General features: G+C 72.5%; 13 protein-coding genes and 1 pseudogene. 8 read left to right on the forward strand and 6 right to left on the reverse strand.

Annotation, left to right across the window (positions count from 1 at the left end):
• Window positions 1–5: 5 nt before the first annotated feature.
• The 4 genes and pseudogenes from ACZZ0J_RS10880 to sucC form a co-directional block, all read right to left on the reverse strand.
• Window positions 6–524 (reverse strand): hypothetical protein, encoded by a 519-nt coding sequence (locus tag ACZZ0J_RS10880; RefSeq protein ID WP_463436849.1) that lies wholly within the window; start codon window positions 522–524, stop codon window positions 6–8.
• 89 nt (window positions 525–613) lie between these two features.
• Window positions 614–2,026, reverse strand: a complete 1,413-nt coding sequence (locus ACZZ0J_RS10885; RefSeq protein WP_463436851.1) for a cell division protein PerM — start codon at window positions 2,024–2,026, stop codon at window positions 614–616.
• 104 nt (window positions 2,027–2,130) lie between these two features.
• Window positions 2,131–3,017, reverse strand: a pseudogene (gene sucD / locus ACZZ0J_RS10890) (succinate--CoA ligase subunit alpha).
• An 11-nt stretch (window positions 3,018–3,028) separates the two neighbouring features.
• Window positions 3,029–4,198, reverse strand: a complete 1,170-nt coding sequence (sucC, locus tag ACZZ0J_RS10895) for an ADP-forming succinate--CoA ligase subunit beta (protein WP_463436853.1) — start codon at window positions 4,196–4,198, stop codon at window positions 3,029–3,031.
• Window positions 4,199–4,521: 323 nt separating this feature from the next.
• Between sucC and ACZZ0J_RS10900 the strand changes: the two genes are divergently transcribed.
• From ACZZ0J_RS10900 to ACZZ0J_RS10925, 6 genes are all read left to right on the forward strand, one after another.
• Entirely contained in the window at window positions 4,522–4,956 is a 435-nt protein-coding gene (locus ACZZ0J_RS10900; protein ID WP_463436855.1) for an ester cyclase, read from the forward strand.
• A gap of 43 nt (window positions 4,957–4,999) precedes the next feature.
• The gene (locus ACZZ0J_RS10905; RefSeq protein ID WP_123340961.1) at window positions 5,000–5,293 is read left to right on the forward strand and encodes a hypothetical protein; all 294 of its coding nucleotides are present in this window, start codon (window positions 5,000–5,002) and stop codon (window positions 5,291–5,293) included.
• Window positions 5,294–5,354: 61 nt separating this feature from the next.
• A complete protein-coding gene (locus tag ACZZ0J_RS10910; RefSeq protein WP_194647404.1) occupies window positions 5,355–5,720 on the forward strand; it encodes a hypothetical protein in 366 nt (121 codons plus the stop codon).
• 92 nt (window positions 5,721–5,812) lie between these two features.
• Entirely contained in the window at window positions 5,813–6,616 is an 804-nt protein-coding gene (locus ACZZ0J_RS10915) for an oxygenase MpaB family protein (RefSeq protein WP_463436857.1), read from the forward strand.
• A 5-nt stretch (window positions 6,617–6,621) separates the two neighbouring features.
• Window positions 6,622–7,230 carry a hypothetical protein gene (locus ACZZ0J_RS10920; protein ID WP_111085350.1) on the forward strand — a complete coding sequence of 203 codons (609 nt, stop codon included), beginning with the start codon at window positions 6,622–6,624 and terminating at the stop codon, window positions 7,228–7,230.
• Window positions 7,230–7,838: an FHA domain-containing protein gene (locus tag ACZZ0J_RS10925; RefSeq protein WP_123293218.1), complete on the forward strand. Its 609-nt coding sequence runs from the start codon at window positions 7,230–7,232 to the stop codon at window positions 7,836–7,838. The genes ACZZ0J_RS10920 and ACZZ0J_RS10925 overlap by 1 nt, the downstream gene beginning before the upstream one ends.
• Before the next feature lie 71 nt (window positions 7,839–7,909).
• On the opposite strand, the gene ACZZ0J_RS10930 is transcribed toward ACZZ0J_RS10925, so the two are convergent.
• Both ACZZ0J_RS10930 and ACZZ0J_RS10935 read right to left on the reverse strand, forming a co-directional pair.
• Window positions 7,910–9,577, reverse strand: a complete 1,668-nt coding sequence (locus ACZZ0J_RS10930) for an FtsK/SpoIIIE domain-containing protein (protein ID WP_463436859.1) — start codon at window positions 9,575–9,577, stop codon at window positions 7,910–7,912.
• A gap of 23 nt (window positions 9,578–9,600) precedes the next feature.
• Entirely contained in the window at window positions 9,601–12,330 is a 2,730-nt protein-coding gene (locus tag ACZZ0J_RS10935) for an FtsK/SpoIIIE domain-containing protein (RefSeq protein WP_463436861.1), read from the reverse strand.
• Between the two features lie 107 nt (window positions 12,331–12,437).
• Here ACZZ0J_RS10935 and ACZZ0J_RS10940 point away from each other — a divergent pair, with 107 nt between their 5' ends.
• Both ACZZ0J_RS10940 and ACZZ0J_RS10945 read left to right on the forward strand, forming a co-directional pair.
• A complete protein-coding gene (locus ACZZ0J_RS10940) occupies window positions 12,438–12,734 on the forward strand; it encodes a WXG100 family type VII secretion target (RefSeq protein WP_071404660.1) in 297 nt (98 codons plus the stop codon).
• A 100-nt stretch (window positions 12,735–12,834) separates the two neighbouring features.
• Window positions 12,835–13,164: a DUF6507 family protein gene (locus ACZZ0J_RS10945; RefSeq protein WP_123936922.1), complete on the forward strand. Its 330-nt coding sequence runs from the start codon at window positions 12,835–12,837 to the stop codon at window positions 13,162–13,164.
• The last annotated feature ends 2 nt before the right edge of the window (window positions 13,165–13,166 follow it).

A 13,166-nucleotide genomic window follows, 5' to 3' on the forward strand; every position in this document is an offset into this window, starting at 1 on the left:
CGGCGCTAGCGATCGCCCTTCGGTCGGCGCCACCAGGGCAGCTCCTCGTCGGGGATCTGGTCGGTGACGTCCCAGTTCGTCGGACGGGCCGCCTGGGTGGGAGCGGCGGCGGGAGCCTCGGGCGCGGCCGGTTCGTCGTCGACGTCGTCCCGTCCGGCGACGAACTCCTCGGTGCTCCACGGGAACGCCGGCTGCGCGTCGGTGTGGTCGGGTGCGGGCGTCGACGTGGCGGGCCGTTCCGGAGCGGGCGCAGGGCGCTGCTGCTCCGCTACGGCGTCGGCACCGGTCACGCGATCGCGGAGTCCGCCGGCGCGGTCGCGGAATCCACCAGCTCGCTCGCGGAGTCCACCAGCTCGCTCGCGGAGTCCACCAGCCCGTTCGCGCACTCCGTCGGCGGCACCGTGCAGTCGATCGCGCAGGGCACCCATCGCGGCACGTCCCGACGAGCGGGGCTCGGTCGGGCTCTCGTCCGCCAGACGCTCCGAGGCGACGGCGTCGGTCTGCGCCCAGGCCGGCAGTTCCACGTCGTGGTCCGGGTCGCGCGGGGGCGTCCGAGGCGCTGCGATGGGCGCAGGCGCGACCGGTTCGTCGGCGATCGGTTCCGTCGGGCTGGTCACAGCGGCGCGCGAGCGGGCAGCGGTCGACCCGTCGTGGGACTCCTCGACCACGAACCGGTGCACGTCGGTGGTCCGTCCCGCGCCAGCCTGGTCGAGCGCGGCGAGCAGCGATCCCGTCCCGGCCTCGGCTCCGCTCCGGTCCGCGTCGTCGTCTGCCTCGGTCCAGCGCCCCCTGTCCAGCCCCGGTCCGGCAAGCGGACGAGGTCGCTGCCCGCGGCGAGGGCGATGACCGCCGGCAGGCCGATCTCGAGCGCGGCGAACCCACCCACCACCAGGGCGTGCGGGCCGACGTCGGCCAGTCGTCCGGGGCCGAACGAACCCGACGACACTGAGGCGATCAGCCCGGTCAGGACACCGGCGACGATGCCCGTCGCGACACCGGCGAGCGCTCGGTGGAGTGCGGAGTCGGCGTTCCCCAGCGCACGGACGAGTCGCGGGCGCATCGAGCCGCCGATCGCGAAGCCGGCGATCACCGGCACCAGGATCCAGACCAGGCCGAAGGTGTGGCCCGAGGTCGGCAGGGCGCCGAACACCGGCAGTCCGGGGATCGGTCCGAGGGTCGTGGCGATCGGGGACACGCTCGAACCGGTGCCGATGGCGAACCCGGGGCCGATCAGCCACGACGTCGCCCACCCGACGAAGTCCGGCAGGAACGCGAGCTGCCCGACGGTGAGGGCGATGCCACCGATCACACCGGCGTGCGACTGCTCGTACAGGGTGATCACCTCGGCGAACGACGTGAAGAGCAGGAGTGCGACGACGACCCCGGCGAACGCGACGACGACTCCGGTGGCGGCGGTCCCGGCACGGAGGCCGAACCCGGCGATCGCACGCCAGAGCACGGGCACGCGGTCGAGCAGGTCGAGCACACGCTGGGTGGCGGGGTCCGCCGGCAGGTCGCGCCGTCGTCGGCAGACCTCCGAGCTGATGAGCGCCGGGATCCCGAACCACAGCGCGGGCAGGACCACCGCCTGCCAGATCGTCGGCTGCGTGGCGGCGGAGGTCGACGACAGCGCGACGCCCAGGCCGAGCGCCGCGACGACCGCCGTCCCGACCAGCAGGCCGGTGGTGCGGTGCTCGGTCTCCGCGAAGCGTCGACCGGCACGGGCGCCGAGCCAGGCGGTCACGACCGCGAAGCCGAGCGCCGCGAGCGTCACGTGGATGGGGTCGGCGGCACCGCTGACCCCCGAGCTCTTCGCCAGCGCGGACCCGAGCAGGAACGAGACGTCGACGCCGTGGCCGACGAGCCAGACGCTGCCGGTGGCCTTCCAGAACACGTCCCAGTCGATCTGCAGGCCGTACTCGAAGCCCCACAGCAGCGTGAGCGGGACCAGGGCGATCCCGATGCCGACGCCGACCGTCACGACCGCCTCGATCGCGGCGAGCAGAGCGGTTCCCAGGCGGTTCATCGCAGCGAGGATACGTGAGCCGACCCCCGAACGACGGGAGGCTCGGCGCGGAACCCGCACCGAGCCTCCCGGCTTCGTCCCGACCGTGTGCCGGGCGATGGTCGTCAGCGGGCGGCGACGACCTCGCGCAGCAGCGCAGCGGTCTCGGACGGCGTCTTGCCGACCTTGACGCCTGCGGCCTCGAGCGCCTGCTTCTTCGCCTCGGCGGTGCCGGCGGAACCGGACACGATCGCTCCGGCGTGGCCCATCGTCTTGCCCTCGGGGGCAGTGAAGCCCGCGACGTACCCGACGACCGGCTTCGTGACGTGCGCCTTGATGAACTCGGCTGCGCGCTCCTCGGCGTCGCCACCGATCTCACCGATCATCACGATGGCCTCGGTCTCGGGGTCGGCCTCGAACGCGGCGAGCGCGTCGATGTGCGTCGTCCCGATGACCGGGTCGCCGCCGATGCCGATGGCGGTCGAGAAGCCCAGGTCCCGCAGCTCGTACATCATCTGGTAGGTCAGGGTGCCCGACTTCGAGACGAGGCCGATCGGGCCCTTGCCGGTGATCGTCGCCGGGGTGATGCCGACGAGCGACTCCCCGGGGTGATGATGCCGGGGCAGTTCGGGCCGATGATGCGGGTCTTCCCGCCGAGCGCCTTGGCGTGCGCCCAGAACTCGGCGGCGTCCTGCACCGGGATGCCCTCGGTGATGACGACGACGAGCGGGATCGCGGCATCGATGGCCTCGAGCACGGCGTCCTTGGCGAAGGCCGGCGGCACGAAGACGATGGAGACGTCGGCACCGGTGGTGTCGATGGCCTCGCGCACGGTGCCGAAGACGGGCAGCGACACGTCGCCGTGGGTGACGGTGGTGCCGGCCTTGCGGGCGTTGACGCCCCCGACGACCTGGGTGCCGGCCTTGAGCATGAGGGCGGTGTGCTTGGTGCCCTCGCCGCCGGTGATGCCCTGGACGATGACCTTGGAGTCCTTGTTGAGGAAGATCGACATGGTCAGTCCCTTCAGGCCGCGGCAGCGGCGAGTTCGGCGGCCTGCTCGGCCGCGTCGTCCATGGTCGCGGCGACGGTGACGAGCGGGTGCGCTGCCTCCGCCAGGATCCGTCGGCCCTCTTCCACGTTGTTGCCGTCCAGGCGCACGACGAGCGGCTTGGTGGCCGCGTCGCCGAGGATCCCGAGGGCGGCGACGATGCCGTTCGCGACGGCGTCGCAGGCGGTGATGCCGCCGAAGACGTTCACGAAGACGCTCTTCACCTGCGGGTCGCCGAGGATGACGTCGAGGCCGTTGGCCATGACCTCGGCCGAGGCGCCGCCGCCGATGTCGAGGAAGTTCGCGGGCTTCACGCCGCCGTGCCGCTCACCGGCATAGGCGACGACGTCGAGCGTCGACATGACGAGGCCCGCCCCGTTGCCGATGACGCCGACCTGGCCGTCGAGCTTGACGTAGTTCAGGCCGTGGGCCTTCGCCTTGGCCTCGAGCGGGTCCTCGCTGGCGGAGTCCTCGAGGTCCTTGTGCGCGGGGTGGCGGAAGTCGGCGTTCTCGTCGAGCGAGACCTTGCCGTCGAGCGCCAGGATCTGGCCGTCGCCGGTGCGGACGAGGGGGTTCACCTCGACGAGCGTGGCGTCCTCGCCCTTGTAGACGTCGTAGAGCTTCGAGAAGACGTCGGCCACCTGGTCGACGAGCTCCGCCGGGAAGCCGGCCTGCTCGGCGATCGCGCGACCGGCGGCCGCGTCGATCCCGGTGAGCGGGTCGACCTCGACGCGGGCGAGCGCCTCGGGCTTCTCGACCGCGAGCTGCTCGATCTCCATGCCGCCCTCGACGCTGGTGAGCGAGAGGTAGGAGCGGTTGGCCCGGTCGAGCAGCACGGAGAAGTAGAACTCCTCGGCGATGTCCGCGCCCTGGGCGATCATGACGCGCTGCACGGTGTGGCCCTTGATGTCGAGCCCGAGGATGGCCTGCGCGTGCTCGAACGCCTCGTCGAGGGTCTTCGCGACCTTGACGCCGCCGGCCTTGCCGCGCCCACCGACCTTCACCTGGGCCTTGACGACCACGACGCCACCGATCTTCTCGGCCGCCGCTCTCGCCTCTTCCGGGGTGTCGGCGATGATCCCCTGGAGGACGGGGACGCCGTAGGACTCGAAGAGGTCCCTGGCCTGATACTCGAAAAGATCCACGCTGTTCTTCTTCCCGCACGGTTCGTGCGATCGGCATCGGTTTCCCGGTCGCGCACTCCACATCGAGGGTCGCTCGATGTCGAGACAACGGCCGTCACGCAGCCTAGCGCGGCGACATGGACGTCGAGACAACGGGCGGCGCGGGACGCAGGGAAGGCGCGGTCGCTCGACCACCCGTCGGCGACCGCGCTCCACTCCCCGAGCACCGGCAGTGTGCACGTCCCTCGTGACGAGCAGGTGACGTCGAGGTGAACTCCCCCGGCGTTCCGGGTCGTCCCAGGGGGACCGGCGTACACCGGAAGACCCCGACGGAAGGACCCCGCATGACCGCGGAACGGAACCAGCAGGCGCAGGAACGACTCGGCGAGATCCTGGAGGCGCGGGCCTTCGACCGCTTCCCCGAGGTGTGGGCCGACGACGTCGTGGACCACGACCCCGCGCCCGACCAGCAGCCCGGCCTCGCGGGGATCGTCGACTTCTGGACCGAGTTCACCACCGCGTTCCCGGACCTCACGCTCGAGCCCGACCCGCTCGTCGTCACAGACGACTACATCACCGTGGTGTTCACGATCCGCGGCACCCACACCGGTCCGTTCCAGGGCCACGCGCCGACGGGTCGCACCTTCGAGGTCCGCGGCATCCAGGTCTCGAAGTTCCGAGACGGCAAGATCGCCGAACGCTGGGGTGCCACCGACGAGAAGGGTCTGGCGGAGCAGCTCGCGCTCGGCTCCGGCGACGTCCACTTCGTCAGCGCCTGAACACCACCCGACACCCTGCACCACCCACACCCAGGAGGACACCATGAGCGATCCCGGCATCAGCCCCGTCGACGACTTCGAGGCCCAGCAGCGCCGCGACGACGACATCGACCGCGAGCACGTCGGCCCGTACGAGGTGGACGAGTCCGAGGAGTCCCTCGAGACCGTGACGAACGACGCGGTCGCCGGCGAGACCGTCGAGCCGCAGCCCGGTGACGGTACCGACGACGGCCCGACCGGCGGCTCCCCGCGCGAGGGGTCGCCCGACCTGTGGGAGCACGACGCCGATGAGGACCGGCCGGACCTGGGGGGCGACCTCGGCACCAAGCCGCTCTGATCCGCACCGTCTGATCAGCGTCCCCCAGCGATCCGCGGAACTCGGCCCGTAGCATCGGGCCGTGTTCCGTCGTGTCCGTGCCAGCGTCCGCAGCATGCCGTCGGCCGCCCGGCTGGTGGCGATCGCGGCGATGCTGCTCGTCGCGGCCTCTGCACACCTCGCCGCGCAGTCCGAGCCGGCAGGACGATGGGTCCCGCTCCTCGCGGTCGCGGTGGTCGGAGCCGTCGTCACCGGAGCACCGAGCCGCCTCTGGCCGCTCCCCGCGATCTGGCTCGTCGCCACCCTGCTCGCCCTGACGGGCGACGTCCGGGCCGACGGCACGTACCTGGTGACCGCTCTCGTGACCGGCGCGGCCGCACTCGTCGCGGCGATCGCCGCTGATCTCGTCCCCGTCCTGCGGGCGCGACGGCGACGGGGTGGAGCGTGACCACCCCACGGCCTGGAGGCCCGGTGCCGGGCCCGCCACGTCCCTCCAGTCACGGCCGTCACCCCGCTGGCGCGGTGCGCCGGAACCGGCTGGTGGGGCCCACCTCCCGTCCGTCGTCCGGTCGCGTCCACGACCGCAGCCTGCGCCGGTTCCTCGCTGACAGCACACCCGTGGCCGCGGGCGGCCGCGCCATCCTGCTGCAGATCGCCGACCCGATCGTCGCGGCAGGCGTCCGCCGTCACTCGGACTTCGCCCGTCGACCCCAGCAGCGGCTGTCCCACACCCTGATGTTCGTGTACGCCGTCGTCTCCGGCACGGAGCAGGACGCCGCGATCGCCGCGGGTTTCGTGAACCGGGCCCACGCGCCCGTGACCGGCGCGGACGAGGTCGACCGGCAGCTGTGGGTGGCCGCGACCCTGTTCGACTCGGCTCGTCGGGCGCACGACTTGTTCGGCGTGCCCGTCACTTCGGAACGCGCGGAGGACGTCCTCGCCGCGTACGCCCCGATCGCGACGACGCTGCGGGTGCCCGCCGAGCGCTGGCCAACCTCGGTGGCCGCCTTCGACGAGTACTGGGCCGACGCCCTCGACCGGCTCGAGGTCACCGACGACGCCCGCGGCGTGGTGCGGGACCTGCTCCACCCGCGCTTCGCGCCGTTCTGGGTGCGTGCCGCGATGCCGCTCGTCCGGATCGTCACGGTCGGGATGCTGCCGGAACGGCTGCGGACCGCCTACGGGTTCGCGTGGGGGCCGCGCGAGCAACGTCGGTTCCAGCGGACGGTCGCCGTGGTCACCGGGGTGCGGTCGGTCCTGCCCGGGGCCCTGCTGCGGCTGCCGGGTCCGCTGCTGCTGCGGGCGATGCGCCGGACGGCCGGGCGACACGCCACGGTACGGTAGCGGGCATGTCGGTCGACCACTTCGCCATCACGGTCCCGCGCTCCTGGTTCGAGCTGCCCGTCGAGCCGGAGCGCCGCGACGACCGGATCAGCGCCCTCGTGCAGGAGCGCATCGAGGACCAGCGCGAGCTCTGGGACCACCGCACCGAGATCGTCCGGGCCCTCCGTCGGTTCGCCCGGTCGGCATGGGACAGCGGTGCGCGGTACTGCGCGGCCTTCGCCGAGCCGAGCGAGGACGGCATCGTCTCCGGCGCCCTGACCGTCACGGTCCTGCCCGCTCCCGAGGCCGGCGGCGACCCGCTCGCCGCCCTGACCGACCACGTCGCCGCGCTCGGCGGTGACGACGACGGCATGCACGTCGACGTGCACGAGGTCCCGCGCGTCGGTCGGGTGCCGCGCGTCTGGGGCGTCTCGACCGTGCAGGCGCCGGACGGCCGCGGCTCGTTCGACGTCGTGCTCATGCAGACGTTCGTGCCGGCGGGTGACCAGGTCGCGCTGGTGAGCGTGTCCTCGCCCGCGACCGACCTGGCCGAGCCGCTGTACGAACTGTTCGAGACCGTGACCGACACGTTCGAGCTCATCGACTCGGCCACGGTCGGTGGCGGGGTCGACTGATGCGGATCTGGCCGTTCCGGAAGCGTCGGAAGCCCGTCGAACCCGTCGTCGAGCGGGTCACCGTCGACGACCTCGCGCGGATGGCGCAGCGCGGCGAACTCGCCCGCGCGGTCGTCACGCCGCCGCCGGCTCCCCGCGCCAGCGCCGACCGGGTGCGGGCGACCGTCGCGCAGCTGCCCGGGCGTCCCCTGGGCTCCGCCGGTGGCACGGCTCGCCGCGACGCGGCTCCGGCCCGGCAGACCGCGGCGGCCGTCCTGGTGCTCGACGACCACCAGCGGGTGACCGTGTCCGGTGGCGGGCTGATCGGCCGTGACCCGGCGAGCGCCCACCCGGACGGCGGCTACGCGCACATGATCGCCCTCGAGGACCCGGACAAGCTGCTCAGCCGCACGCACCTGGAGTTCGGCTTCGGTGCCGAGGGGTCGCTCTGGGTGCTCGACACGGCGTCGGCGAACGGGGTCGAGCTGCAGCGGCCGGGGTTCCCGGCGACGATGGTGCCGCCGGCGCAGCGCACCGTGGTGCAGCCGGGCGACGTGGTCGTGTTCGGCGGCCACACCCTGCGCGCCGAGCCGCAGACCGCGCTGGTCGGCGAAGCCCCACTCGGCTGACGCCGAGCGGCGCGACGGCTCGACGACTCGACGCCGCGGCGACTCGACCCCACGCCGCCGCGCCGTCCCCGTCAGTCGGCGGGCACCTGCACCAGCCGCAGCGCCTGGTCGGCGTCGTTGAGCAGCGCCCGACCCGGCACGCGGTCCTGTGTCACCAGGCTCTTCGACAGCTTCGTGCCGATCAGGTCGCCGTCGACGGTGCTGAGCGGCGCGAGCAGCATTCCGCGACGGGCCTTCTTCGCGTCGACCTGCCATCCACGGAACCCGCTCGCGACGCCCTCGACGTCGCCGGCGATGACGAGCCCGACCGATCGGCCCCGGTCGGAGTCCATGATCGCCCGGAACACCGGTTCGGCCGGGGTCTCCTTGAGCGCCTCGGCGTCGTCGACGAGCACGAGCGTGAAGCCGTCCGAGCCGGTGTCGATCGCGGCGGAGAGGCCCTCGGCCCCGATCCCGCCGTCGGTGACCACGGTCACGCGCGGTGCGCCGTCGAGTGCCCGGAGCGGGGAGTCCCGCGGCGTGACCGCGACGACCGACCCACCTGCGGACAGGACGTGCCGGGCCATCGCCACGAGCGCGGTGCTCTTGCCGGAGCGCGGGCTGCCGGCGACGATGAACACCGGGGTGTCCTGCACGAAGTCGTGGGTGAAGAGCCGGAGCTCGTCGCCGCCGACGCCGAGCGCGACCCGGCCGACCGAGGCGTCCGTCGAGGGCAGGTACCGCACGGCCTCCTCGAACGTGATGGACCGCGGCAGGACGTCGATCCGGAACGGCTTCGGCACGGTCGCGGGGACGTGGGCGCGGACCTCGTCACCGATGCCGCGGATCGCCGCCGCCTGGTCGCGTCCGCCGAGGCCGCCGGGCAGCACGGCGACCTGGGTCTCCGTCGCGGTGGCGTTCCGGAAGCCGCGGCCGGGCGGGATCGACTCCGGCAGCTTCTTGCCGTTGATGCCCTCGTAGTTGTAGTCGCCGCGGTCGGCCAGGGCGAGCAGCAGCTTCCGCTCCACCTGGCTCGACATCCGGCCGGAGGTCAGCGTGCGGTCGCCGGAGACGATCAGGTGCACGCCGACGCCGACGCCCTCGCGCAGCAGCGTCTGGACGGCGTCGTGCAGCGCACCGTTCTCGGCGTCCGCCAGGGTCGCCATGAAGCTCTCCCACTGGTCCAGGAACACGACGACGTGCGGCAGCGGGGTGGTGTGCTCGTCGGACCGCTGCTCGGCGATGGACGAGTACCCGCCGCTCGCGAAGGCGGCCTGGCGCTCCTGCACGGTGCGGAGCAGGATGCCGAGCAGCCGCGAGACCCGGTCGGGCTCGTGCCGCTGCACCACGGCACCGCAGTGCGGCAGGGCCCCGAGCGCGAGCAGGGCGCCGTTGCCGCAGTCGATCCCGTACATGTGCACGTCGCCGACGCCGAGGCGCAGGGCCATCGCACCGGCCAGCGTGCGGAGCGTCTGGCTGCGGCCGGAGCGTGGCGACCCGATGACGAACAGGTGGCCGTCGGCGTCGAGGTCGAACACCGCGGGACGCTGCTGCTGGTCGGCGGGGTGGTCCTCGACGCCCCAGGCCACGGCGAGCGGCGGCAGCTCGGCGGCTCCGGCAGCACCTGCGGCTTCGACGTCGTCGAGCCCGACGACCGCGCCGAGCGGCGGCAGCCAGGGCTTCCGCTGCTCGGGGGTGCCGAGGGCGCGGGTGGCGTCGCCGATCGACGCGACGAGGACGCTCAGGTCGGTGACCTCCACGTCGCTGGCGGCGGCCTCGACGGCTACCGGGCGGGGGCTGGTTCGCTGTACGAGGCGAAGGTGAGTTCGCGGACCAGGGCGGGCCGGGCCTCCTGGTCGTCCGTGCCGGGCCGACGCCCACCCACCCGACCGGACTGGAACGGCAGCAACGAGGCCGCACCGAGCCGCACGTACGCGCGCCCGGGCGTCGTCTTGGCGATCCGCGCGGCGTCGTTCGCGCCGATGACGTCCTGGCTCTCCGACTGGTCGGTGACGCGCAACGCGATCCGCAGGTTCGTGTTGGCGCGGATCTCGGGCGACACGACACCGCCGGGGCGCTGGGTGGCGAGCACGAGGTGGATGCCGAGCGACCGACCGCGCTGGGCGATGTTGACCAGGCCCTTGACGAAGTCGGGCAACTCGCGGGCGAGCGAGGCGAACTCGTCGATGACGATGAGCAGCCGCGGCAGGCTCGGGATCGCGTCGCCCGACGCGGCGCGCTTCGCCTGCAGGTCCTGGTAGTCCTCGAGGTCCTTCGCGCCGACCTCGGCGAGGGCGTGCTCGCGGGTGCGCAGTTCTGCGCCGAGCGACTCGAGCGCCCGCTCCACCTGGTGGGTGTCGAGGTCGGTGACCATGCCGACCGTGTGCGGCAGGTCGACGCAGTCCTTGAACGCCGCACCGCCCTTGTAGTCGACGAGCACGAAGTTCATCTCGTCCGGCCGGTTCGCGACGGCGAGCGACGCGACGATCGTCTGCAGCAGCTCGGACTTGCCGGAACCGGTCGTGCCGGCGACGAGTCCGTGCGGACCGTCGTTCCGCAGGTCGATCGCGAACGGCCCGTCGATCGAGGCGCCGATGACGGCGGTCGTGCTGCGTCCACCGAGCAGCCAGCGGGCCTGTACGGCCTCGGACGTCGGCGGTTCGAGCTGGAGCACGTCGAGCAGCCGCGCCGACGACGGGATGGCGCCGTCCTGCACGTCCGGGCTGGCGTCGACGATCGGCGACAGCGACCGGGCGACCCACTCGAGCCAGTCCTGGTCGACCAGGTCGGGTCGCGCGTCGTCGATCCGCTCGCTGCGCTGCTGCGTGACCCGGATCCGGTCGTCGCGGACGACGACCACGGCGTCGCACTCCTCGGGCAGGAGCCGCTCGTCCAGGTCGAGGCAGATGCTGAACACCCCGACCGACGGCCCCTCCTTCAGCACCTGCACGAGCGACGGCATCGCTCGCAGGCGCCTGGCGCCGTCCATCACGACGACGATCTCGTCGGCCGGCGGGGTCTTCTTGCCGATGCCGGCTTCCTTGCGGGCGTCGATGATCGCCGCGAGTTCGGCGATGGCCCGCGCGGTCGTCGCGGCGTTCGAGGCGATGCTCGTCATCGGCTGGTCAGCACCGTCGCGGCGGACGTGCGGCAACCAGGACATCCACTCCCACAGCGCGGTCCGGGTGGTGTCGGTGAGCAGCGTGAAGGTGACGTCCTTCGGGCTCTGCAGCGTCGCGAGCTGCGCGACCACCCAGTTCGCCAGCCGTCGGGCGTCGTCGTCCGGACCGGCGATGCCGATCACGCCGCGCTCCGCCAGGCGGATCCGGACCGGCACGTCGGTTGCGTCCCACGCGACGGTCCGCTTGTGCGACAGCTGTTCCGGATCCTCGATGGTCACCTCGGACCGCTGCGTCGCCGTGCCGACGCGGACGAGCAGGTGGTCGGGGTCGGTGCGGCGCCGCTCCCACAGGCGCGGCAGCGGCGTGACCGCCGTCTCGTAGACGGCAGCCGGGTCGGGCGCGCTCGCGATCCAGCGTGCCCGTTCGGACTGGAGGCTCTCGGTCGCGTCCGCCTCGATGCGCGCCTTGGTGTCCTCGTACTCCACGATCCGCTGGCGGTACGTCTTCTTGCCCTGGCGGCGGCCCTGGAGGCCCGTGATGATCATCAGGATCGGCGACAGCAGGGCGATGAGCAGGTAGATCCAGCGACCGGTGGTCGACACGAACATCACGGCCATGCCCATCGGCGCCAGCGCCATCAGGATGGGCAGCGCGCGCGCCGGGGGTTCGGTCGGCGGGGCCGGCAGCTGGTAGCGGGTGTGCTCGTCGGGCGGCAGGATGCGCGGCGGGCGGTTGTACTCGAGCGACATGCCGTCGTCGGCCAGGGACAGGTGCGCCCCACGGTCCGGCGCCCGACCGAAGCCGAGCAGGACCCCGCCGATCGCCAGCTGCGCGGTCTCCGGCCAGTCGGTCTCCTCGGTGACGGCAGTACCGTCGAGCACTGCCCCGGCGAAGCCGTTCGCCGGACGGACCTTCGCGCCGTCGGCCGTGACCGACACGAGCAGGGCGACCTCCGGGACGGTGTCGGCCCCGGTGGCCTCGGCCTCGACCTCGGCGGTGGTGCTCACCGGGATGCGCACCGTGGCGTTCGTCGCCGTGCCGATCGTCACCGTGCCGGTGCCCACCCGGACGATGGTGCCGGCGTGCAGGCCCGAGACGATCCGGATCTCGGCGTCGGTCAGCGGACGGAGCGGCTGCGGCGGCACCTGCTCGAGGCTGCGGGCCACGACCACGCCCTCGCGCACACCGGACTCCGCGACCGTCGCGGCCAGGTCGAGCGGCTGCTCGCCGACGAAGTACGCCGGGGTCCGTCCGGAGGCCACGACGTCCGTCGCGATGAGGCGTTCGGCCTCGGCGACGAGCTCGCCGACCGCGCGGGTGTCGTCCCCGTCGACGTAGACGTTGGCGGTCTGACCACTCTCGCGGTCGACCATCGTGAACGTGAAGGTCATGGCATCCCCCGTAGCATTGACTACATGTCGCAGGACGATGGTAGTGTCCCCTGCAACACGCCCCGTTGGGGGGACATGACGAAACTCCGGGGAAAGGGAGTCACACCGTGGCGAACATCAACGTCTCGTACGCAGACCTCGAGGCAGCAGCCTCCGACCTCAAGGCCGGTCAGGCGGACATCGAAGACCGTCTCTCCGCCCTGCAGCGCAAGATCCAGCAGCTCATCTCCGACGGCTACGTCACCGACAAGTCGTCCGTCGCGTTCGGCGAGTCCTACGACGAGTTCAACCGTGGCGTGACCCAGACCGTCCAGGGGCTCGAGGGCCTGTCGACGTTCCTGTCGAAGGCGTCGCAGACCCTGTCCGAGACGGACGAGTCGCTCGCTTCCGGCCTCAAGGGCTGACACCGCTGACGACCCCGTGCCCCGCGATCGCGTGGGGCACGGGGTCGACGCGGTTCCGGTGGCGGTGGCTTCCGGTTCGTGATCGGGGAGGGATTGTTCCGTGGCTTCGAGACTGCTCGTTGACCTGATGGGGCTCGGGGAGCTCCAGACCGACCTGTCGACCGTGCACAGCACGCTCGAACAGGCGCACAAGCGCGTCGACGCGTCCGACGACGAGATCGGCTCGGGCACCGTGCAGGACGCCCTGCACGACTTCGACCACCGCTGGGGCGACAAGCGCGACAAGATCAGCGACTCGACGAAGGCGCTGGCGGACATGCTCAGCGCGTCCGTCGAGACCTACACCGAGACCGACGAGCAGCTCGCACAGGCGCTGCAGGTCAACGACGAGAACGGCGGCGGCGGACCCGCTGCCTCGAGGGCGGAGTAGTC

The sequence above is a fragment of the Curtobacterium sp. AC272 genome (assembly GCF_979258155.1).